Below are 21,302 nucleotides of genomic sequence, written 5' to 3'. Positions count from 1 at the left end.
ACCCAATAAATCAACCCCTTTCTATATATTTACCACTACATACCAGTACATTGCGACATATATCGCGAGGGATCACGCCGAGACGTCCCGTATCTCCGCACCGATCGGGCTGCCGTGACGGTCTCTCGTCGGCTATATAGCTGGATCGGGTTCCGGCGTGCTCCACTGACGGACCGGACTGACGCCCGCCGAGGCGTCACCGTCGCGATCGACACGCGCCACACCTGCTGTCACGTCGACGGATCGATCCCGAATCGACAGTTCTGATCCCACACATTCGGCGGCGCTACGAGCCGATACCGGTCGGTTGTGTCGTGGATGCGGCCTGAGACTGGGTCGCGAGGGGGCGAAATCAGCATGAGTATGTACGACTATATAGCCATAATAGTAGAGTATTTAGTTAAACTAGGACCACTCTTCGGGTAATGCGGGATAGACCTGTAACCCGCCGACAGTTGTTGGCAGGCGCGGTTGGCGCGGCCGCGTCACTGGGTGGCTGTATCAGCACGAGTCCCCAGCCGCCGGGACAAGCGGCGGCCGGCTCGGGTGGTGGCGGCGGCTCGGACCTGGAACAGCTCAAGGCCGGGGGGTCGTCGACGCTGTTCCCGATGGTCCAGCGCGCTGCGTCCTACTGGGCCTCTAACTACCTGCCGACCGACAGGGAATACTGGGGACCGAGCCAGTACGACATCGAGACCGACCAGCGCCTGGCCGACTACTGGGCGAGCAAGTACGGCTTCGAGGCCGACGGGGACGTGACCCCGCCGTTCGAGGTGAACGTCGGTCTCAGTCACTCGGGAACCGGCCTGGAGAAGCTCAAGGCCCAGCAAATAGACATCGGCAACGCGAGCGCGTCGGCCGAAGCCGAGTTCCCCGACGCCTCCGAGGAGGAGTTGTCGGGATTCACGAACCACGTCATCGCGGTCGACGCCCAGCCCATCGTCGTGAGTACGGAGGTCTACGATGCGGGCGTGACGAAGCTCACCGCCGAGCAGGTCCGGGGAATCTACACCGGCGAGATAACCCACTGGTCAGAGATCGACAGCTACGACGGCCCCGACAGGGAGATACAGGCCGTCGGGCGGTCCGAGGGGTCGGGCACCGACACCGCGTTCCGCTCGAACATGCTCGGCGGTCCCAACGCCTCGATGGGCGGCGTCGACGTCCGGAAGGGACAGAACCAGCAGGTCAAGACCACGGTCTCGAACTCCAACAACGCCATCGCGTACATGGCCCTGGCGTTCACCGACGACTCGGTGCCGGCCATCGAACTCGAGTTCGACGGGACCATCTACACACCGGGCGAGAACCTCTCGGAGAAGTCCTACCCGCTCTCGCGCGACCTGCACTGTTACACCTGGGAGGGCACCTCGAAGAAGGAGGCCGCGTTCCTCCGGATGATCCTCAGCGACTTCGGCCAGCAGAACTTCGTCGAACCGGAAGGCTACTCGAAACTGACCGACGAGCGCCAGCGCGCGCAGCTCGAGAAGCTACCGGAGCCAGACGCATGAGCGTCACGACGCGCCTCGACGGCCTCGACAGCGGCATCTGGCTGATCGGTGGTCTGGGGAGCGTCCTGCTCGTGCTGACCGTCCTCTCGTTTTTCCTCTCGACGGGACTGACCGTGTACCTCGCGGGCGCGTTCGTCGCGTTCGTCGCCGTCAGCTACGTCGTCGACGAGGGCGAGACTGCCCGCTTCCTGCTGTTCGTGACCACCACGTCGACCGTCCTCATCCTCGGATTCATCACCGTCTACCTGGTGCTCAACGCACTGCCCGTGGTCCGCGAGATGGGCCTGTACCTCCTCGTCGGCTCCGACCCGTTCTGGAGCACGCCGCGGAACGTCTACTCGCTCGTTCCGATGATGTGGGGGACGCTGCTGACGACGGTCATCGCGACGCTGGTCGCGGCGCCGCTGGGGATCGCCGGCGCCGTGTTCATCAGCGAGGTCGCGCCCGGGTGGGCGCGCGAGGTCGTGAAACCCGCCGTGGAGATGCTCGCCGGTATCCCCTCCATCGTCTACGGCTTCATCGGACTCACCATCCTCAGCCCGTACTTCCAGACCGAACTGAACGTCCCGCAGCTCGGGAACCTCTTCATCGTCGGCTTCGTCATCGGGGTGATGGCCCTACCGACGGTCGTCTCGGTCGCCGAGGACGCCATCGCGGCCGTCCCGGGGCCGATGAAAGACGGCGCGCACGCGCTTGGGGCCACCGACTGGCAGACGACGACGAGCGTCACGCTCCCGACGGCCTTCTCCGGCATCTCGGCGGCCGTCATCCTCGGCGTCGGCCGGGCGGTCGGCGAGACGATGGCCGCGACGGTCATCCTCGCGAACGTCGTCCAGCTCCCCGAACCGATCCTGGACGTCTTCGGCAGCACCATCACGCTGACGAGCCTCATCGCCAGCCAGTACGGCTCCGCGAGCGGCCTCCAGATGTCGGGGCTGTTCGCGGCCGGCGTCGTGCTGTTCGTCACGGTGATGGGTTTCTCCGTCGCCTCGCAGCTCATCGAGCGCCGGATGCACGACCGGCTCGGGGGTGAGCAATGAGCCTCCGAACGGACGCGGGGTCGCGCGACGCGCTCGTCACCGGCGACTCCTCGATCCGCGAACTCGTCAGCGGCGGACTGGTCGCCCTCTCGTTCGCGTCGTTCGTCCTCGCCGTGCTCGCTGTCGCGCAGTACGTACCGGCAGACGCGAGCGTCGGGGACCTCACCGTCGCGACGCTACTGGGAGGCTCCCTGACCCTCGTCGGTGTCGGCGTCGTCGCGCTCGGCGCCGCCTCGTTCGGCGGGCTGTTCGAGACCGAACCGGGTCACACCGGCGGGCTCATCTCGGCCGCCTTCGTGGGGCTCCTGTGGTTCGCAGTCGGCGGCCTCGTCGGCGCCCAGACGCTCGGACTCTCGACTGCGTGGCCGGTGGTTGCACTCCTAGCCGGCGCCCTCGCCGGCGGCGTCGCGCTGGTCGCCCGCGAGGACCTCGGTATCACCTTCTCGACCGGACTGTTCGTTCTCGTCTCGGGGCTCGTCGTCCTCGCGGGGCTGGTCGGACCCGGCTGGACATGGAGTCCCGAGGGGTTCTCGATCACGGTCACCGGTGTCGTCGGCGTCCCGGTGATCGGGCTGTTCGCCGGGCTCGTCGGCGCCTGGACGACCGCTCGGGTGTACGGTGGATTCGGTCCGCAGGGCCGACAGCTGGGCGCCTACGCGCTCATCGGGACCAACGCCGCCGGGATGATCGCGCTGCTCGGCTCGATCGTCGGGTTCATCGTCGTCCGCGGCTGGGAACCGATGACCGAGGGCGTGAAGTTCGGCCTCTTCTGGGGGCCGTGGACCTGGTTCAACCCCCCGTTGGTCGACACGTGGGTCGTCGTGGAGGGACCGATCGTCTGGTTCTACTGGCCGTTCGTCATGGAGGGCTACAGCCTGACGGGGACGGGCGTCGACGGCATCCTCCCGGCGATCGTCGGCACCGTCTGGCTCGTCGTCGGGGCCATCCTCTTCGCGGTCCCGCTGGGTGTCGGCGCCGCCGTCTTCCTCACGGAGTACGCCGAGCAGGGCCGGTTCACTTCCCTCGTCGAGATTTCGACGAACGGCCTCTGGAGCACGCCGAGCATCGTCTACGGCCTGTTCGGCCTGGCTTTCCTCGTCCCCCGTTTCGGAAACAGGAGCTCCATCCTCGCCGGCCAGTTCGTCCTCGGGTTCATGCTCCTGCCGCTCGTGGTGATAACCAGCCGGGAGTCGCTCAAGAGCGTGCCCGACGAGTACCGCGACGCCAGCGCGGCGCTGGGCGTCACCAAGTGGGAGACCATCAAGAGCGTCGTCCTCCCGGCCTCGCTGCCGGGCGTCATCACGGGCGTCATCCTCGGCGTCGGTCGCATCGCCGGCGAGACCGCGCCGATCCTGCTCGTCACGACGAGCGACCCCCTGCCCGCACAGGTCGTGGACGTCGTCCAGGGCAGCTTCCGGTTCACCTCGACGTTCCCGTTCGTGGCCCTCCCCAACCTGGACCTCGTCCAGTCGTCGAGCGCGCTGCCCTACCAGCTCTACGCGATCATCGGCACCGGCGTCGGTGAGAACATGGACTTCGCGTGGGGCACGGCCCTCGTCTTGCTGCTCGTCGTGATGAGCTTCTACGCCGTCGGCATCGCATCGCGCGTCTACTTCAGGAGGAAACTCGACCAATGAGCGAGACCGATTACACACAGACGGAGACCGAGGAACCGACCGCCGCGACCGACGCGGCCGCGACCACCCAGACGACCGCCGGCGAGACCGCCGAGCGGACCCGCGAGGAGTGGACGCAGTACTCCTTCGACGGGGAGGCGAAACTGAGCGTCGAGGACCTGGACGTCTACTACGGCGACGACCACGCGCTGAAGGGCGTCTCAATGGACATCCCCAAAGAGAGCGTCACCGCGCTGATCGGGCCGTCGGGCTGTGGCAAGTCGACGTTCCTCCGGTGTCTCAACCGCATGAACGACCGGATCAACGCCGCCCGCATCGACGGCTCGGTCGAACTCGACGGGCAGGAAATCTATCAGGACGGGGTCGACCTCGTCGAACTCCGCAAGCGCGTCGGCATGGTGTTCCAGGCGCCCAACCCCTTCCCGAAGTCCATCCGTGACAACATCTCCTACGGCCCCCGAAAACACGGCGACCTGAACACCGGACTGGTCGCCCGCCTCCTCGGTCGCGACGACCGCGACGCCGAAGAGGAACTCGTCGAGCGGTCGCTCAAGCAGGCAGCGCTGTGGGACGAGGTGAAAGACCGGCTGGACGACAACGCGCTCGGGCTGTCCGGCGGCCAGCAACAGCGGCTGTGTATCGCCCGCTGTCTCGCGGTCGACCCCGAAGTCATCCTCATGGACGAGCCCGCCTCCGCGCTCGACCCCGTCGCTACCTCGAAGATCGAGGACCTCATCGAAGACCTGGCCGAGGACTACACGGTCGTCGTCGTCACCCACAGCATGCAGCAGGCCGCGCGCATCTCCGACCAGACCGCCGTGTTCCTCACCGGCGGCGAACTCGTCGAGTACGACGACACCGAGACCATCTTCGAGAACCCCGAGAGCCAGCGCGTCGAGGACTACATCACCGGCAAGTTCGGGTAATCGTTCTCGGTCTCCCGGTCGGGTCCACTGTCTCGGTCACGGTCCGATCGCATTCGACCGCTCCGACCAGTACTGATTTCTCCTCCCGGCACCGACACCCGTCCACAGTGACGACGTACGAAGCGGTCGTCTTCGACAACGACGGCGTCCTGGTCGAACTCACCGAGACGGAACTGCTCCGCCGGATCGCCCGCCGGGCGTTCGAAGACCACGGGATCGACGACCCCCCGGAGGAGCTCGTCCGGTACGCCGCCGACGGCGACCTCGACGGCCTCGCGGCGGTGGAAGCCGAACTCGGTCTCTCGCTCGCCGAGTACTGGGCCACGAGGGAGGAGCGGGCCGTCCGCCACCAGCGTGAGGCCATCGAGAACGGCGACAAAACGCTCTACGACGACGTGACCGCGCTCGCCGACCTCTCCCAGCAGCTGGCCGTCGTCAGCAACAACCAGCACGGCACCGTCGAGTTCATCGTCGAGCACTACGGCCTGGAGGAGCACTTCGAGTACGTCGTCGGCCGCGAACACACCGTCGCGGGCGCCCGTCGGCGCAAACCCGAGACCCACTACCTCGACAGCGCGCTCGACGAGCTCGGGACCCGTGAGGCCCTCTACGTCGGGGACAGCCCCAAAGACGTCGAGGTCGCCCACCGCGCCGGCGTCGACAGCGCCTTCCTCCGCCGGGCCCACCGGGCCGATACCGTCCTCGACGACGAACCGACCTACGAACTCGAGACGCTCACGGATCTACTCGACGCCATCGCCGAATAGGGTAGATCTCCGGCCGGTGCCTGCAGCGCTCGGCCGGCGACAACCGCCGCCGGCGCAACTTACATTGCGCTACCACCGGTTTTTGGGGGTATGCCACGCGAAGGATATCAGGAGAAACTCGAATCCCTGCGGGAGGACGTCCTCTACATGAGCGAGGTCGTCCTCGAACGACTCCGCATGGGTCTCGACGCCCTCGAAACCAAAGACGACGACCTCGCCTGGGAAGTCATCGAGGGCGACGACGAGGTCAACCAGCTCTACCTCGACCTCGAACAGCAGTGTATCGACCTACTGGCGCTCCAGCAACCCGTCGCCTCGGACCTGCGTTTCATCGCCGCATCGTTCAAGATCATCACCGACCTCGAACGTATCGCCGACCTCGCGACCAACCTCGGCGATTACACTCACGAGGCGGAACGGGACCTCTACCCCGACGTCGACATCCAGGAGATCGGTACCCTCGTCATCGAGATGGTCGAAGCCGCGATGGAGGCGTACGACCGCGAGGACCCCGAGGCGTGCGTCGCCATCTCCGATCAGGACGACGAGATCGATACCCGTTGTGAAACCGCCTCCACGGCCGTCGTTCGCGACCTCATCGAACGTGAAGTCGACGACGAGACCAGCGAAGGGGAGGTCGAACAGCTGATGGCCGACGTATCGCGCCTGCTGCTCACTATCCGTGATCTGGAACGCGTCGGCGACCACGCCGTCAACATCGCCGCCCGGACCCTCTACATGGTCGAGAACGACGACGCGCTCATCTACTGAGACTATCTTTCCGGCCTCTCGAGAGGTTCCACCCGTCTGGGAGTGGCCCGAGATTCCGGATACGGAGACGTGGACGCACCACCAGTGCGATCCGGGTCGACCTGCTCTAGACTCGCTCGGTCTCCCGTCGTCACCGTCGGACCGGTGAAATCGACCAGTTGCGAGCGGGTATTCGGTCTCTAACGGACCGTAGATGCCTGAATCAAGTCGATAACTAAACGGCAAGCTGGCCACGACGGACGTGTGTACAAGCGCTGGCAGTGGTTCACTATCTGTCTCCTCGCCGTGGCGACTGGTGGCTGGACTGCGTTCAACACCGGCTACTACGTCCTCAGTGTCGCGCGAACGATCGGGACGTTTCTAGTGATCAGCGTCTTCGGGCTCGGTGCGAAGTCGGGAGCCGCGAAACTCCCGCTCAGGCCGTACCAGATCGAGATATTTCGGCTGACGTCGGGGCTCGTGACCGCTGTGGCGATCGCCTCCGGAGTGGTGCTCTCCCCCTTCGGCGTCTATCTTCTCGGTATGGCCCTCCTCTATCCGACGCTGCTGGTGATCGCGGGCGTGGTCGTCTGGGCCTCCAGAATGCAGGACAGCTACCGATTCAGGAGGGGCGTGACGCTCTATTCGCGGGAGCGATGAGGGCCACTGCTCCCAGTCCGTGATCGGGGTCGGGGACTCCCGAAATTCTCCGAGGGACCCACGGCCGAACCGGAGCGTCCGACTCACGTCGAGAACCCGAACTGTATCAGCGCGGTTCGCCGCTTTCTAGCCCGGTATCGGTGATCTTGAACTGGGCCGTCTCGCCGGCGGGCTTGGCGCGGTGTTTCTCCAGGGTCGCCCGGCGGTTACCGCCGCGGAAGCGGTCGAGTCGGACGATCGTCGCCGACCAGTGATTCAGCGTGTGACCGCCGAGCGCGCGGGCCTGCTCGGAATCGGGGTCGGTGTAGACCTGGTTGGTGAACGCGACGGCGATGTCGTGTTTCCGGGCCAGCGAGAGCAGATGCGCGAGCTGGCGGCCGACCGCCCGCAACGCCTCGCCTTCCTCTTGTTCGGTGCGCTGGAGCCGGTAGAAACCCGTCGCGCTGTCGAGCGCGATGAAGTCGACCACGTCGACGAACTCCTCGACGTCGCGGACGGCCTCCTCCTGTTCCTCGAAGGTGTAGGCCTCGGTGACGATGAGCCGCGAGGCCACGTCGTCGACGTCGCGGCCGCCGCTGCCGGCCAGTTGCTCCATCCGGTCGACCGAGAGGCCTTCGGTATCGACGATCAACGCGGAGTCGCCGGCGGCGGCCAGTTCGACGGCCGCGGAAAGGGCGATGTTCGACTTGCCGGCGGCCGGCGGGCCGTAGATCTGCGTGACCGCGCCGCGTTCGAGCCCCCCGCCGAGCAGGTCGTCGATGGCCTCGCAACCGGTCGAGATGCGCTCGCTCACGGCCGAGCGTTGGTCGTCACCCGACAAAAACGCTCGCACTCCGCCCGCAGCCGGCGGCGCGAACAGTCGAACACTTAGGTGCGAGGGCCGCCAAGTTCGGCTGTGATAGTCGTCGCGACCGCGGACTTCGAAGTCTACCACGGCGTAGTCAACGAGCTGCGCGACCGGGGCGTGACGTTCACGACCATCGAACTCGACGACGCGCTGCCCGAGCGAACGACCGTGGTCGTCACCGCCGCGGGCGAAGACCCGCCGAACCCGGACGACGTGCCGGTCGTCCGCGCTGACCCCGACGACCCGCGCCGCGCCGTCGACGAAGTGGTCGCCATCCTCCGGGGCGGGAGCGGCCGAACCATCGTGGGCATCGATCCCGGAGAGCGGCCCGGGATCGCCGTCCTCTCCGGCGAGATGGTCGTCGCGACGTTCCACGTGCCGGTCGCCGACGCCGCCGAGGTCGTTCGCGAGGAGGTCGAAGACGCGGTCGACCCGCTGGTCCGGATCGGCGACGGCGCCCGCCTCCAGGGCGCGAAGATCATCGACGACCTCGAAGACGTGCCGGTCGAGCTGGTCGACGAGACGGGGACGACGCCCTACCTCGGCACCGGCGCGCGAGGGATGGGCGACGTGCTCGCCGCGGTCAACATCGCGCGGCTAGAGGGCGAGCGCGTCGAGTCACGGAGGATCGAGCCGACGACGGGCGAACTCCAGCGGATCAAGGACCGCTCGCGCGAGGAGAGCGAGACCAACCGCGCCATCGACGAGACGCTCGCCCGCCGCGTCGCGCTGGGGGAACTCACCATCGCCGAGGCGCTGGCCGAACACCGCGAGAACCGGGACTGAAGAGTTTACCTCTCCCGCTCGTCGACCTGCGAGCGGAGCGCCGGCCGCACGGCCGACGGTTCGAACCCGACCAGCGACGCGAAGCGCTCGGACGAGAGCGAAGTGTCCGGCGCGACGTCCATCTCCGGCGGGATAGCGTCTCGCTCGACCAGATCGGGCTCGTAGCCGAGCGCGCGCATCGCCTCGCAGTGGAACTCGTAGACGCTGACCCGCGGGGCCGGCGCGTGGAGCACGCCCGTCGCGTCGCCGTCGACGAGCGCCCGGATGGCGTCGGCGAGTTCGGTCACGAGGATGGGGCTCTTGTACATGTCCGTGAAGTACGCGATGGGCTCGTCGCGTTCGAGGTGCTCGCGAGTCCGCGCGAGTCGGTGGTCGAGCCGCCCGCGCGAGAACCCGAACAGGTAGCTCGACCGGACGAAGATCGAGTCCGGGCAGTGCTCGTCGAAGGCGTCCTCGAAGGTGACGAGCCGCTGGCCGTACTGGTCCCGCGGGGACCGGGGGTCCGATTCGACGTACCGGCGGTCGGTACCGTCGAAGACCGCCGCGCTGGAGACGTAGACGACCCGACGGTCCGCGCAGGCGGCCGCGAACCGCTCGGCCCGCTCGTCGAAGGGGTCGGCTACGTCGGACTCCCCGGTGTCGACGTCGCCGCCGTACTCGTTCGCGGCGGCGTAGACGACGATGTCGACGTCGTGTTCCTCGAGGATCGCGGTCACGGAATCCGTCCAGAAGTCGAACTCCACGCTCGCCGTCGGCGCCGGGGACGAACAGTAGGTCCCGACGACGCGGTAGCCGGTCTCGTGCAGGCGCTCGGCCACGGACCGGCCGAGGTAGCCGCTCGCGCCGACGACGAGGACGGTCTCGGTCATTCGTTCGCGGCCGTCTCGGCTCGGCGGACGACCTCTCTGACCGCCAGCCCCGTCTCGCGGGCGACCGCCGCCGCGTCGTCGTACTCCGCGCTCACGTCGAAGACCTCCCCTTCGTCGTCCATCCCGAGCTTCACGGCGACCTCGTAGGTGCTCCCCTCGACTTCGATCTCGACGGGTCGTATCTCGCGGTCGGCCATCCAGCGGTGCCCGGCACCGTGTTCGCGGACGCCCAGCGTCCCGGTCTCCTCGGCGAGCCGGTGCGCCACTCGCTGGGCGTCTTCGGGCTTGACCACGACCTTCACGAGATGGCCCGGCCGCGACTTCTTCATCGTCACCGGAATGATAGACACGTCCCGCGCGCCGGCGTCGGCGAGGGTCTCCTGCAAGCCGCCGAGCACCTCCGGCGTCGCGTCGTCGAGGTTCGTCTCCAACACGGTGATGGCGTCCCGTGAGAGGCCGCCCTGCGTCTGGCCGACGATGGCGCGGAGCACGTTCGGGTACCGGTCGAAGTCGTACCCGCCCGCGCCGTATCCCGAGGCCGTGACGTCCAGATTCGGGAGTTCGGAGACGCCCTCGGCGAAGTGGGCGAGCAGCGCCGCGCCGGTCGGGGTGAGCAATTCCATCTCGACGGGTCCACCCTGCAACGACCAGTCGGCCCGCTCCGCGAGTTCGACGACCGCCGGCGCCGGAACCGGGTAGGTGCCGTGACTCATAGACACCTCGCCCCCGCCGGCCGACAGGGGTGTCGTTACGATCCATTCGACGTCCAGGTCGTCGAGCAGTAGTGCGACCCCGACCACGTCGGCGATGGCGTCGTCGGCGCCGACCTCGTGGAAGTGCGTCTCCGACAGGTCGGTGCCGTGGACGCTCGCCTCGGCCTCGCCGAGCAGTTCGAAGACCGCCAGCGCGTCGCGCTCGACGCTTCCGGGCAGCCCCATCGATTCGACGAGTTCGACCACTTCCGCGTACGTCCGATTCGGGCCCGCACCTTCCGCATGGCCGTGCTCGTTGTCGTGTCCGTCGCCAGTGTGCTCGTGATCGTGCCCGTCCCCACCGTGGTCGTGACTGTGTGTGTGGCCGCTGTGCTCGTGGCTGTGTCCGTCGCCGTCCTCGCTCGCGTCCGCGTGGCGAACGTCGACGGTCGTGGCGCCGATGCCGTTTTTCGTAACCGATCCGACCGCGTAGCGGACCGGGAGGGCGTCCTCGACGGGACGGAGGACGGCCGGGTCCGCACCAGCGGCCACGAGCGCGCCGAGGAGCATGTCGCCGCTGGCGCCCATCCGACCGTCGAACGCGAGGGTTCGCATGTCACAACACGCTCCCGGCGACGGCAAAAACGGTCCGGTGACTCGTCCGCCGAGAAACCGCACCCGTGTCGACGACTGCTGCTGTCCCGCTACGTTTAGGAACCGGCGACCACTCGGACCGTCCATGCAGACGACGGGAACGGAGGGCGGCCCCCGCAGATGACTGCGCCGGTCCTGGAATCGACCGCGGAGAACCTCGAGCGTGCGGCCGAGTGCATCCGGGAGGGCGGCGTGGTCGTCGCGCCGACCGACACGAATCTCGGGCTCACGCTCGCCCCCTGGAACCCCGACGCGGTGGGGCGGGCTTACGATATCAAGGATCGGCCTGCACACAAGCCGCTCACGCTGTTCGTTCGCGATCCCGACGACTGGCGACTCTACGCCGATCCGGAGGACCCCGCCCTCGTCGACCGGATCGTCGACGAGTTCTGGCCGGGGCCGCTGAACCTCGTACTCCCGAGCACGGACCGCGTCGACGAACCGCGACTCCGGCGCGACGGAACGGTCTCGATCGGGTGTCTGGAGAATCCGACCTGGCGGGCACTCGCCGATCTGGTCGACGGCCCGCTGGCGATGACCTCGGCCAATCGGTCGGGGACGATCGACGACGACACGCTGGTCGACGTGGCGCTCGCCAGCGAGCACGTCGGCGACGCCGTCGACTACATCGTCGAGGGAAGCGCGCGAGGGACGACCCGAGCCAGCGCTATCCTCTCGCTGGCCGGCGAGCCCGAACTCCTGCGACGGGGGGACGTAACCACCGCGGATCTCCGGTCGGTCCTCGGGGCCGACGTGTTATAACCGCGAGATCTGAGAAAGATGTGTTGGCCGCGGTTGCCAGTCCAGTCGGGCAGATTCCCGAGTGAAACCACCGGGAGCAAAAAGCATATCCGCGGTGGTACCCGAGTGAGACACACTCCCACTCGACTATGAACGAAGTGCAACTAGAAGTGGCGAAAGCGTACCCGAACGATTCGGGGCGCGGCATCGCCCGGCTGGACCCCGACACGCTCCTTCACCTCAAGCTCTCACCCGGCGACATCATCGAGATCGAGGGCAGCGAGGTGACGGCCGCGAAGGTGTGGCGTGCGGACCGACAGGACTGGAACACCGATACTGTGCGCATCGACGGATTCACGCGCCAGAACGCCGACGTGGGGATCGGCGAGCGCGTCGAGATCCGCAAGGCCGAGGCCGAGAAGGCCGACAAGCTCGTCCTCGCGCCCCCCGAGGAGGCATCGGTCCAGTTCGGCTCCGACGCCGCAGGTATGGTGAAACGACAGATCCTCAAGCGCCCGGTCGTCGAGCGCGACATCGTCCCGGTGATGTCCTCGACGAACCACCCGTTCATGCGCTCGCCCGGCCAGGCGATCCCGCTGATCGCCGTCGAGACCGAGCCGGAGGGCGTCTGCCTCATCACCGAGGACACCGAGGTCGAACTCCGCGAAGAGCCCATCTCCGGCTTCGAGAAGACCGGCGGCGGGATCACCTACGAGGACATCGGCGGCCTCCAGAACGAGATCCAGCGCGTCCGCGAGATGGTCGAGCTGCCGATGAAACACCCCCAGATCTTCAAGAAACTCGGCATCGAGCCGCCCCAGGGGGTCCTGCTCCACGGCCCGCCCGGCACTGGGAAGACCCTCCTCGCCAAGGCCGTGGCCAACGAGACGTCCGCGAGTTTCTTCTCTATCGCCGGTCCGGAGATCATCTCGAAGTACTACGGGGAGTCCGAGCAGCAGTTGCGGGAGATATTCGAGGACGCCAGCGAGGAAGCCCCCTCTATCATCTTCATCGACGAACTCGACTCTATCGCGCCCAAGCGCGAGGACGTCACCGGCGAAGTCGAGCGCCGCGTCGTCGCGCAGCTACTGACGATGATGGACGGCCTCGAATCACGGGGGCAGGTCATCGTTATCGCCGCCACCAACCGCGTCGACTCCGTCGACCCCGCCCTGCGTCGCCCGGGCCGGTTCGACCGCGAGATCGAGATCGGCGTCCCCGACGAGATCGGGAGGGAAGAGATCCTCCAGATCCACACTCGCGGCATGCCGCTGAGCGACGACGTGGCCCTCGGTCGCCTCGCGGACGAGACCCACGGCTTCGTCGGCGCCGACATCGAGAGTCTCACCAAGGAGGCCGCGATGAAGGCCCTGCGGCGCTACCTCCCCGAGATCGACCTCGACGAGGAGGACATCCCGCCGAGCCTCATCGACCGGATGATCATCAAGCGGGAGGACTTCCGCGGCGCGCTCAACGAGGTGAGTCCGTCGGCCATGCGCGAGGTCCTCGTCGAGTTGCCGAAGGTCTCGTGGGACGACGTCGGCGGCCTCGAAGAGGCCAAGGGCAAGGTCCAGGAGTCCGTCGAATGGCCGCTGAACAAGCCCGAGAAGTTCCAGCGGATGGGCATCGACCCGCCCTCCGGCGTGCTGCTGTACGGGCCGCCGGGCACCGGGAAGACGCTGATGGCCAAGGCCGTCGCCAACGAGACCGACGCCAACTTCATCAGCGTGCGTGGCCCACAACTCCTCTCGAAGTGGGTCGGCGAGTCCGAGAAGGCCATCCGCCAGACGTTCCGGAAGGCCAAGCAGGTCGCCCCGACGGTGATCTTCTTCGACGAACTTGACTCGCTGGCGCCCGGCCGCGGCGGCGACGTCGGTAGTAACGTCTCCGAGCGCGTCGTCAACCAGCTCCTGACCGAACTCGACGGGCTGGAGGACATGGAGGACGTGATGGTCATCGGCGCGACCAACCGTCCGGACATGATCGACCCGGCGCTCATCCGCTCGGGCCGGTTCGACCGCCTCGTCATGATCGGCGAGCCCGACACCGAGGGCCGCGAGCAGATCCTCCGCATCCACACCGAGGACCAGCCGCTCAGTCCCGACGTGAGTCTGCGCGAGCTCGCGGAGATCACCGACGGCTACGTCGGCTCCGACCTCGAATCGATCGGCCGCGAGGCCGCCATCGAGGCGCTCCGCGAGGACGACGACGCGGAAGTCGTCGAGATGCGCCACTTCCGCCAGGCGCTCGACAACGTCCGTCCGACGATCACCGACGACATCCGCGACTACTACGAGCAGATGCAGGAAGAGTTCAAGAGCGGCGGCAACCGGGGCCAGCAGCGTCGCTCCGGCGGTCGCATCGGCTTCCAGTAGGGACTTGCCCCTCCGCTTCGGGATTCTCCCGTTTACCTCGACTTTCTGCCTCCGGTAACCGTTTCGCTCACTCGGCGTCCGCTCGGTACGGGCGAAGGTTGGTACAATTTCCCAGGGTCACCCAACCGATAAGCGACCGTCAGATGTATCGTTCAGTTAGAATGACCGACGTCGTGATGGTCAAACAGCGGGTACAGGAGGACAAGGTCGACCGGCTGAAGGAGTGGATGGCCGAGGTCCGCGACCGCCGAAACGAGGCCGAGGAGACCCTTCGCGACGAGGGGATGCTGACCGAGTCGGCCTTCCTCGAACGCACCGACGACGGCCCGTATCTGGTCTACTACATGGAAGCCGAGGACATCGACCGCGTCTGGGACCAGTACGAGGATTCCAACCACGACATCGACCGAGAACACAAGCGGGTCATGCAGGAGGTCCTCGAAGACGATCGGAACGTGGGGGAGTTCGAACCGCTGTATCACCTCACGAACCCCGACCGCTGACGACGTTCCTTTAAGTCATTCTCGTCACAAGGGCTCATAGTGAGGAAGTTCTACGGAGTCATCTGCCCGGCAGCCGTGCCCATCCGTTCGATCCGCCGTCGCTTCGTCAGCGTTGCTTCGTTTAAGTAGTTCTCGTCGCAAGGGTTCGTAGTGAGGAAGTTCTGCGAGACATCGGGCTTGCCAGCGGTGCGTGTCTGTCGATGTCGGTCTCTCTCCGCGAAGTGACCTCGCCTCTTTAAGTCGTTCTCGTCACAAGGGTTCATATTGAAGGAGTTCTCCGTCGATCACTCACCCCGGAGCGATGCGTATGCGTTTCCGAGCTCTCTCCTCTGAGTCAACCGCGCTCCCACCGCGAATTCCTTTAAGTCGTTCTCGTCACAAGGGTTCGTAGTGAGGAAGTTCTGCGGGAGACCATTGCCGACCAGCGACAGCCCTCGTTCGGCGGGCCGACGTGCGACCGTTTCCGCACGGACGGCTCATCGGCGTTCCTTTAAGTCGTTCTCGTCACAACGGTCTGTAGTAAGAGGAACCCGTCGCGTTCTTTCGTCGTCTCGACCGACCAGCCGGTGCTTTCTAAAGCCGCGAGCACGAATGCCGACGAGATGAACGGGGGACGCGACGCGGCCGACCACGGTCTACAGACGAGCGGCGAACCGGTCGATCCGCGGGCGGAGCGCGAGGTCAGCGCTCGCCCGGGCGACGGGTCGCTCGGACGACTCGACGCCGTCAAGGACGAGGCGTTCAGGCGCTGGGACGTGACCACGCCGAGCGCGACGCTCATCGGCCGCCCGGAACAGCCGGGCGAGGACCTCGACGAGAACCTGCGGCGGCTGCACGACGAGCAGCACCCGGCGATGGCCGGCCACGGCGAGCGCATGCACCGTCTGGAGAAGGCCCGCATCACCCACGCCTTTTGCAACAAACTCGGGCTGACGCCGTGGGAGCGCGACCGGGCGCTGGGCATCATGACGGATCTGGACCTGACGGCGTTCGGCAGCCAGCGCGCCATCCAGAAGGTCGCGCTGGTCGTCATCCAGCACGTCGTCGACGACGAGCGCCAGCGCATCCTCGGCCTGCACGACCGCGAGTGGATCGCCGAGCAACCACCGGACTCGCTGGAGTCCCTCCACGAACGCTTCGATTCGCTCAAAGACGATCCGGCCTACCGGACGCTGCTCGATCTGGTCGGGCTGGACGTGACCAGCATCAACCGGCTTAACCGGACGCTCCAGACGCAACTCGACGAGCAGGACCTCCGCGGCGCGGTCTTCGGACGGGACCCCCACAGGGACCCGAGCCTGCCGGCATTCCGCGACCGGCAGCCGACCGAGGTCCCGGGACCGAGCGAGGCCGACTCCGCCGAGTGACCGGCTGCCGTCCCCGTGGTCCGCGGGCGATCCGTCCCGACCGGACCGTCCCCCACCACCTTCTTGCTGTTCGGCGTGCTATCTAGAGGCACGGTTCACATGTCCACGACCATCGAGATCGACGACGACCTCGCCGAGCGCATCGAGGGCCACCTCGAGGACGACGAGACGATGGCCGAGTTCATCGAGGAGCTCGTCAACGTCTACGAGACCGAGGGCGCGTTCCTTCAGGAAGGCTACTCCGAGTAACGGCGGGGCGAACGGGAATGCCCCGGCGCGCACGTCGACTGCGCCTGGCCGAAAACGGGGCGGGCGGATGCCGATCCGGGACCGGTAAGGCCGTCTACAGCTCGCCGAGTTTGCGGAGGAGCTGGCCGCGGTACTCCTCGTCGGCCTGCACGTCTTTGAGTTCGAGGACGTTCCGTTCGAGCTTGTCGAGCGCGACGCCGAACGCCGAGTCGGCGCCGTAGCCCTCGCCGGAGCCGGCGGCCTGACCCTTGTTGGTGCGCATGCGGATCTGACAGCGGATCAGGGGCGTGCCGCGGAGTTTCTCCTTGTGTTCGTGGAAGCGGACGTGGCAGTGCTGGACCTGCATCTTCTGGTACTTGTCCGCGACCCGTTCGATGCGCTGGCGGACGTCCTCGCGGCTGATCGCGTCGAGGAGTTTGACGTTCGTGATCTGCACGTCCATGTGCTCCTCCTCGGTGAACGTCAGCGCGCGCAGTACGTCCGTCTTGGTGACGATGCCCGCGACGGTGTCGTCGTCGTCTTCGGGGGTGACGACGAGCCCGGCGTAGTCGTTTTCGAGCATGCGGGCGACGGCGTCGCGGACGGACTCGTCGAGGCTCGTGGTCGCCACCGGGCTGGACATCTCGTCGTAGACGGGCAGGTCGAGCACGCGCTCGATGTCGCCGGCGCGCTCGCCGCGCGTGGCCTTGTCCATGTCGCGGACGACGATGTCGACGATGTCGTGGCGGGTGACCATCCCGCTGAGCCGCCCCTCGTCGTCGAGCACGGGGAGCCGGGAGATGCCGTGCTCGCGGAGCAGGTTGATGGCCTGCCCGACGTTGGTGTCCTCCCTGACCGTGACCACGTCGTCGGTGTAGATGTCCGAGACGGTGAGCGCGTCGAGGTTCTCGAGGACCGCGTGGAGGATCGCGTCCTCGGTGACGATGCCCCACAGCTCGCCCGCTTCGAACACGGGGGCGACCTTGGTCCCACCCTCGACGAGGACGCGGGCGACCTCGCGCACGTCGTCCGTGCGCTCGACGCGGGGGGCCGACTGCATCATCGCGCTCGCCTTGGTGTTGTCCTCGATGTGAGACTGCACCAGCTGCTTCTGCGTGATCAGCCCGGCGTACTCGTCGTCGTCCGTGACGATCAGGCCCTTCGGGTTCTCGCGCTCGAACCGCGACCGAACCTTGCCCAGGCGCTCGTCGACGTCGACGGCCACGTACTCGCTGGTGGCGATATCAACAATATCCATCTGGATCTCCCATTCTGGTAGATTTGATGCCGAAGATTATCAATCTTGGCGCACGTTCCCAGCGATTGGGACCGTACTGGCAGTCAGGTCCGCGCGCGGCGTTCTCTCCGTCTGGGCGCGATCGACTCGATCGAACTCGGCTGCCCGATCCCTTGACCGTCGTTCGACCTGCCGTCTCCCTCCCGGCTCCGCTTCGACACCGCGGTGTTTCCATTATATCGCCCTTACCGTCCGGAATACACCGTCTAGTACAAGATCGGCATCGAAGGACCGTCTCCCCCGGCTCGGTCCACCGCCATATTTCGACAGTAGTCGAATAATATTACGTCTTTAATCGAACCCAACTTCTGAGATGAAAGTCGAAAGCGGATCGGAATGGAAATTAACGAACGTTCACCAGAACCCGGGTTAGGCCGGTGTGATAAACACAAACATGGATAATACGGGAAAATCAGCAGAAGTTTTTTCATCCATGGGGACGCCACTCCGAGTACGATGACGGGGACACAGACGCCGCGGATCGAACTCTACGTCCGGTCGCTGCTTCCGGACGGCGCCCACGAACGACAGGAAGCGGTCATCGAGCGCCTGCAGGAACTCGACGCCGAGGACGAGATCGAGGACTTCTCGGTCATCGTCTGGGGCAAGCAGATCGCCCGCGACTCCGCGGGCGCCCGCACCGAGGAGGGCGAGTACATCCTCAATCGCGTCGCCGAGTTCAAGCAGTGGGCCCTCTCGAACAACGTCTCGCTGGAGTCGTTCTACCAGCGCCAGACCGTCGACAACGACGTCACCGACGAGCCGTACACCGCGATGGTCCTGCCCGTGATGGGCCTCGCAGAGTACGACGGGGAGGAACTGCGCCACGTCGCCCCCTGTACCGACGGCGACGAGGTCCACACCATCATGGATCGGCTCGACCGGCTGGAACGCGGTGAACCGGCGGCTATCGAGCAGTCAAACGACGTCTCCATCCTCTCGGACTGAGCTGCGTCTCCCGTCACTTCGTCTCTCTCGGTCCGTTACTCCCTGTTGGGCCGTCCTCTCCACCGACCCTGCGACGGCAAGGTAGTCACACTTTGCCAGCGCACCCTTCGTTCCGGTACAGATGGCGACGCGAAACGCGAAGACCTTCGGCAAACTCAGCATCGTCTCGACGCTCGTGGACGCGGCCGTAGCGTTCGCCCGCGGTCGGCCCAAGAGCGGTCTCCTGCTCGTCGTCGCGGCGGCGCTGTCCTCACGGATCCCCGGGCTCGGAACGCTCACGTCCGTCGCGCTCCGGATCGCGCGCCGCATGCGGTAAAACGCGGTCCGTTCAGCAGGCCACGACGGCGACGTACACCCGGTCGTCCGGTCCGGCGTGGACGTCGACGCCGACGAGCCCGTTCGCCGTCTCGTAGAAGTCCTCAGCGACGCGCTCGTACCCGTCGACCAGGGACGCCGCGAGCGCGTCCGGGGAATCGAGCGCCGGAGCGCCCTCCTCGTACGACCGCCAGAACTGGATGCGCGCGCCGACCTCGCCGTCGCAGGCGCCGTCGAGTTCCTCGCGGACTCGCTCGTCGCTGGCATCGGTCCCCTCGCCGGCGACGGCGCGCACCCGCTGCTGATTTGCGAGCCGTGCCGCATCGTCGAGGTTCTCGTTGCGCTCGTACGCCCGGAGCGATGCGTTCGCCCGCCGGTCGTTCAGTTCGTCGACGAAGGCGGCCTCGGTGTCGCTCAGGTCGACGCCAGCGAACGAATCCGCGCTGCCCGGCACGTCGTCACCCATCCCGGGCAGGGTAATTACGCCGAGTAGCCCGAGCACCAGGACCGTCCCGGCGACGAGGGCGACCGCGAGCCCGGCCACGTAGCGGGCGCTCAGCAGGTCGACGTACGACGTGCCGCCCAGTTCCTCGGCGTAGTCGCTCTCGTCGGGGATCGTCCGCTCCAGCTGGGCGTTCCCGCAGCGGCTACACGGCGGCGAGTTCTTCTGGTGGACGCGCCCGCACTCGGGACAGACCCACACCGGTTCGCGCTCGTGGTCGGGGTCGTCCGGAGCGACCGGCACGACCGCCTTCTCGAACTTGTGATGGCCGCAGTTGTCACAGGGCGGGTCGTTCCGGTCGTGGGGCTTGTCGCACCACGCGCAGCGCCACTTCGCCGACCCGGAGGACGAACCGTTCGACCCGTCACCGCCCGGTGCGTCGCTGCCCGGCCCGCCGTCCCCCGAACCCTCGCCGTCACTCATCGCTCACAGGCGGACGGGCACGTCGCGGTCGTCCAGGTACCGCTTCACCTCGTCGATGGAGTGCTCGTCGAAGTGGAAGATCGAGGCGGCCAGCGCCGCGTCGGCGCCGGCGTCGGTGAACACCTCGTAGGCGTCCTCGGGGCCACCACAGCCAGAGGAGGCGATGACGGGCGTCGAGACGGCGTCGCAGACCGCCTTCGTTAGCGGGATGTCGTAGCCGTCTTTCGTCCCGTCGGCGTCGATAGAGTTGACGAACAGCTCGCCGGCGCCGCGCTCCTCGGCTTCCTCGGCCCACTCGACGACGTCGAGGCCGGTGCCCTCGCGGCCGCCCTTGACCGTGCACTCGAACCAGCAGGACTCGCCGTCGACCTGCGCGTAGTGTTCGCCCTGTTCGTCGAACCGGCGCTTGGCGTCGACGCTGATGACGATGCACTGGTTGCCGAACGAACGGGCGCCCTCGGTGATCAGTTCGGGGTTCGCGATGGCGCCGGAGTTGATGGACACCTTGTCCGCGCCCGCGCGGAGCGTTTCCTTGACGTCCTCGCGGGTCCGGATCCCGCCGCCCACCGTCAGCGGGATGAACACCTCGTCGGCGACCTGCGAGACGGTGTCGAGCATCGTCTCGCGGCCCTCCGCGGAGGCCGTGATGTCGAGGAAGACGAACTCGTCGGCGCCGGCCTCGTTGTACTTTCTGGCCATCTCCACCGGGTCACCGGTGTAGGCCAGGTCCTCGAAGTTCACCCCGGTGTAGACCGCCGCGTTCCCCTCGTCGTCGAGGTCGACGTCGATACAGGGGATGATCCGCTTCGTCAGAGCCATCTATACCGGGACTCGGGCGGCGAACGGCAAAAGGTATCCGCTCTCTCGCGGGACGGGCCGGCGGACGGCCAACGTGAGCGTACCGGTGACGCCGCGGCGGTACCCGGAGTATACTTTTCGGCACGCTGGCCGACGACCCGACGGATGCACCGCGCTCTCGCCGCGCTCGTCGCCGGCGCCGTCGCGACGGCCGTCATGTCGGTCGCGCTCGCGATCTTCGAGGTGGAGGCCCGCTACGCCATCGGCATCTTCGCCGCCATCGCCCGGTTCGTCCGGGTCCCGGGGAACCTCTTCCTCGGGTTCGTCGGCTACGCGGTCGTCGGAGCGGTCGTCTGGCCGCTCCTCTTTCTCGCCCTGAAACCGTACGTCCCGCTCGAACTGGACCCCGCGGTCGCGGGGATGGCGTTCGCGATACCGCTGTGGGTCGCCTTCGCCGTCGTCGGTCGGGCCGACACCGGGCTCCCGCTTTTGATCCTCTACCTCGTGTTCACGCTCCTCGCCCACCTCGCCTACGGGTTCACGCTCGGCGCGGTCTTCGCGAGCCTGACCGACGAATACGCGTAAGTCCGGGTTACAGACGCCGCCTCGCGCAGTAAGGCGACGCCACCGGTCGGTGCCCGACGTATACTTTTCCGCGCCGGATCG

The 21,302-nt window shown here is 66.8% G+C and carries 22 protein-coding genes; 16 read left to right on the top strand and 6 right to left on the bottom strand.

What is annotated here, in order from left to right; genetic code table 11:
* The first annotated feature begins 425 nt into the window (after positions 1-425).
* From AB2U09_RS08040 to AB2U09_RS08010, 7 genes are all read left to right on the top strand, one after another.
* Positions 426-1,511: a PstS family phosphate ABC transporter substrate-binding protein gene (locus tag AB2U09_RS08040; RefSeq protein WP_459192189.1), complete on the top strand. Its 1,086-nt coding sequence runs from the start codon at positions 426-428 to the stop codon at positions 1,509-1,511.
* Positions 1,508-2,551 carry a phosphate ABC transporter permease subunit PstC gene (pstC, locus tag AB2U09_RS08035; RefSeq protein ID WP_459192188.1) on the top strand — a complete coding sequence of 348 codons (1,044 nt, stop codon included), beginning with the start codon at positions 1,508-1,510 and terminating at the stop codon, positions 2,549-2,551. The genes AB2U09_RS08040 and pstC overlap by 4 nt, the downstream gene beginning before the upstream one ends.
* Entirely contained in the window at positions 2,548-4,188 is a 1,641-nt protein-coding gene (pstA, locus tag AB2U09_RS08030) for a phosphate ABC transporter permease PstA (RefSeq protein ID WP_459192187.1), read from the top strand. The genes pstC and pstA overlap by 4 nt, the downstream gene beginning before the upstream one ends.
* Positions 4,185-5,114 carry a phosphate ABC transporter ATP-binding protein PstB gene (gene pstB, locus AB2U09_RS08025; RefSeq protein WP_459192186.1) on the top strand — a complete coding sequence of 310 codons (930 nt, stop codon included), beginning with the start codon at positions 4,185-4,187 and terminating at the stop codon, positions 5,112-5,114. Before pstA ends, pstB begins: the two co-directional genes overlap by 4 nt.
* A 107-nt stretch (positions 5,115-5,221) precedes the next feature.
* On the top strand, positions 5,222-5,881 hold the full coding sequence (locus tag AB2U09_RS08020) for an HAD family hydrolase (protein WP_459192185.1): 660 nt from the start codon (positions 5,222-5,224) through the stop codon (positions 5,879-5,881).
* 90 nt (positions 5,882-5,971) lie between these two features.
* Entirely contained in the window at positions 5,972-6,652 is a 681-nt protein-coding gene (phoU, locus tag AB2U09_RS08015; RefSeq protein WP_459192184.1) for a phosphate signaling complex protein PhoU, read from the top strand.
* Positions 6,653-6,895: 243 nt separating this feature from the next.
* Positions 6,896-7,291, top strand: a complete 396-nt coding sequence (locus AB2U09_RS08010) for a hypothetical protein (protein WP_459192183.1) — start codon at positions 6,896-6,898, stop codon at positions 7,289-7,291.
* Between the two features lie 106 nt (positions 7,292-7,397).
* On the opposite strand, the gene radB is transcribed toward AB2U09_RS08010, so the two are convergent.
* Positions 7,398-8,111, bottom strand: coding sequence for a DNA repair and recombination protein RadB (gene radB / locus AB2U09_RS08005; protein WP_459192182.1), 714 nt, complete (start codon positions 8,109-8,111; stop codon positions 7,398-7,400).
* 75 nt (positions 8,112-8,186) lie between these two features.
* Here radB and AB2U09_RS08000 point away from each other — a divergent pair, with 75 nt between their 5' ends.
* Positions 8,187-8,924, top strand: a complete 738-nt coding sequence (locus AB2U09_RS08000; RefSeq protein WP_459192181.1) for a hypothetical protein — start codon at positions 8,187-8,189, stop codon at positions 8,922-8,924.
* Positions 8,925-8,929: 5 nt separating this feature from the next.
* Here the strand turns inward: AB2U09_RS08000 and AB2U09_RS07995 are convergent, their stop codons facing one another.
* Together AB2U09_RS07995 and larC are read right to left on the bottom strand one after the other, a co-directional pair.
* Complete coding sequence (locus AB2U09_RS07995) at positions 8,930-9,793, bottom strand: SDR family oxidoreductase (RefSeq protein WP_459192180.1); 864 nt, start codon at positions 9,791-9,793, stop codon at positions 8,930-8,932.
* Positions 9,790-11,100 carry a nickel pincer cofactor biosynthesis protein LarC gene (larC, locus tag AB2U09_RS07990; protein ID WP_459192179.1) on the bottom strand — a complete coding sequence of 437 codons (1,311 nt, stop codon included), beginning with the start codon at positions 11,098-11,100 and terminating at the stop codon, positions 9,790-9,792. The genes AB2U09_RS07995 and larC overlap by 4 nt, the downstream gene beginning before the upstream one ends.
* A gap of 159 nt (positions 11,101-11,259) precedes the next feature.
* On the opposite strand from larC, the gene AB2U09_RS07985 reads away from it, so the two are divergent.
* From AB2U09_RS07985 to AB2U09_RS07965, 5 genes are all read left to right on the top strand, one after another.
* Positions 11,260-11,901, top strand: a complete 642-nt coding sequence (locus AB2U09_RS07985) for an L-threonylcarbamoyladenylate synthase (protein WP_459192178.1) — start codon at positions 11,260-11,262, stop codon at positions 11,899-11,901.
* A 128-nt stretch (positions 11,902-12,029) separates the two neighbouring features.
* The gene (locus tag AB2U09_RS07980) at positions 12,030-14,255 is read left to right on the top strand and encodes a CDC48 family AAA ATPase (RefSeq protein ID WP_459192177.1); all 2,226 of its coding nucleotides are present in this window, start codon (positions 12,030-12,032) and stop codon (positions 14,253-14,255) included.
* A 161-nt stretch (positions 14,256-14,416) separates the two neighbouring features.
* The gene (locus AB2U09_RS07975) at positions 14,417-14,758 is read left to right on the top strand and encodes a DUF6176 family protein (protein WP_459192176.1); all 342 of its coding nucleotides are present in this window, start codon (positions 14,417-14,419) and stop codon (positions 14,756-14,758) included.
* A 602-nt stretch (positions 14,759-15,360) separates the two neighbouring features.
* Positions 15,361-16,125, top strand: a complete 765-nt coding sequence (locus AB2U09_RS07970; protein ID WP_459192175.1) for a DNA-directed RNA polymerase subunit epsilon — start codon at positions 15,361-15,363, stop codon at positions 16,123-16,125.
* Between the two features lie 99 nt (positions 16,126-16,224).
* On the top strand, positions 16,225-16,374 hold the full coding sequence (locus AB2U09_RS07965; protein WP_459192174.1) for a DUF7557 family protein: 150 nt from the start codon (positions 16,225-16,227) through the stop codon (positions 16,372-16,374).
* A 94-nt stretch (positions 16,375-16,468) separates the two neighbouring features.
* Here the strand turns inward: AB2U09_RS07965 and AB2U09_RS07960 are convergent, their stop codons facing one another.
* Entirely contained in the window at positions 16,469-17,611 is a 1,143-nt protein-coding gene (locus AB2U09_RS07960; protein ID WP_459192173.1) for a CBS domain-containing protein, read from the bottom strand.
* 495 nt (positions 17,612-18,106) lie between these two features.
* Between AB2U09_RS07960 and AB2U09_RS07955 the strand changes: the two genes are divergently transcribed.
* Both AB2U09_RS07955 and AB2U09_RS07950 read left to right on the top strand, forming a co-directional pair.
* A complete protein-coding gene (locus AB2U09_RS07955; protein ID WP_459192172.1) occupies positions 18,107-18,598 on the top strand; it encodes an HTH domain-containing protein in 492 nt (163 codons plus the stop codon).
* 121 nt (positions 18,599-18,719) lie between these two features.
* Positions 18,720-18,914 (top strand): hypothetical protein, encoded by a 195-nt coding sequence (locus AB2U09_RS07950; protein WP_459192171.1) that lies wholly within the window; start codon positions 18,720-18,722, stop codon positions 18,912-18,914.
* Between the two features lie 12 nt (positions 18,915-18,926).
* On the opposite strand, the gene AB2U09_RS07945 is transcribed toward AB2U09_RS07950, so the two are convergent.
* Positions 18,927-19,838 carry a hypothetical protein gene (locus AB2U09_RS07945; protein WP_459192170.1) on the bottom strand — a complete coding sequence of 304 codons (912 nt, stop codon included), beginning with the start codon at positions 19,836-19,838 and terminating at the stop codon, positions 18,927-18,929.
* 3 nt (positions 19,839-19,841) lie between these two features.
* Complete coding sequence (hisF, locus tag AB2U09_RS07940) at positions 19,842-20,657, bottom strand: imidazole glycerol phosphate synthase subunit HisF (protein WP_459192169.1); 816 nt, start codon at positions 20,655-20,657, stop codon at positions 19,842-19,844.
* A 144-nt stretch (positions 20,658-20,801) separates the two neighbouring features.
* On the opposite strand from hisF, the gene AB2U09_RS07935 reads away from it, so the two are divergent.
* A complete protein-coding gene (locus AB2U09_RS07935) occupies positions 20,802-21,221 on the top strand; it encodes a DUF6789 family protein (RefSeq protein WP_459192168.1) in 420 nt (139 codons plus the stop codon).
* Positions 21,222-21,302 lie beyond the last annotated feature (81 nt).

It is taken from the genome of Halosimplex yunnanense, from assembly GCF_054504345.1.
This window is presented reverse-complemented; position numbering and strand designations above follow the sequence as displayed.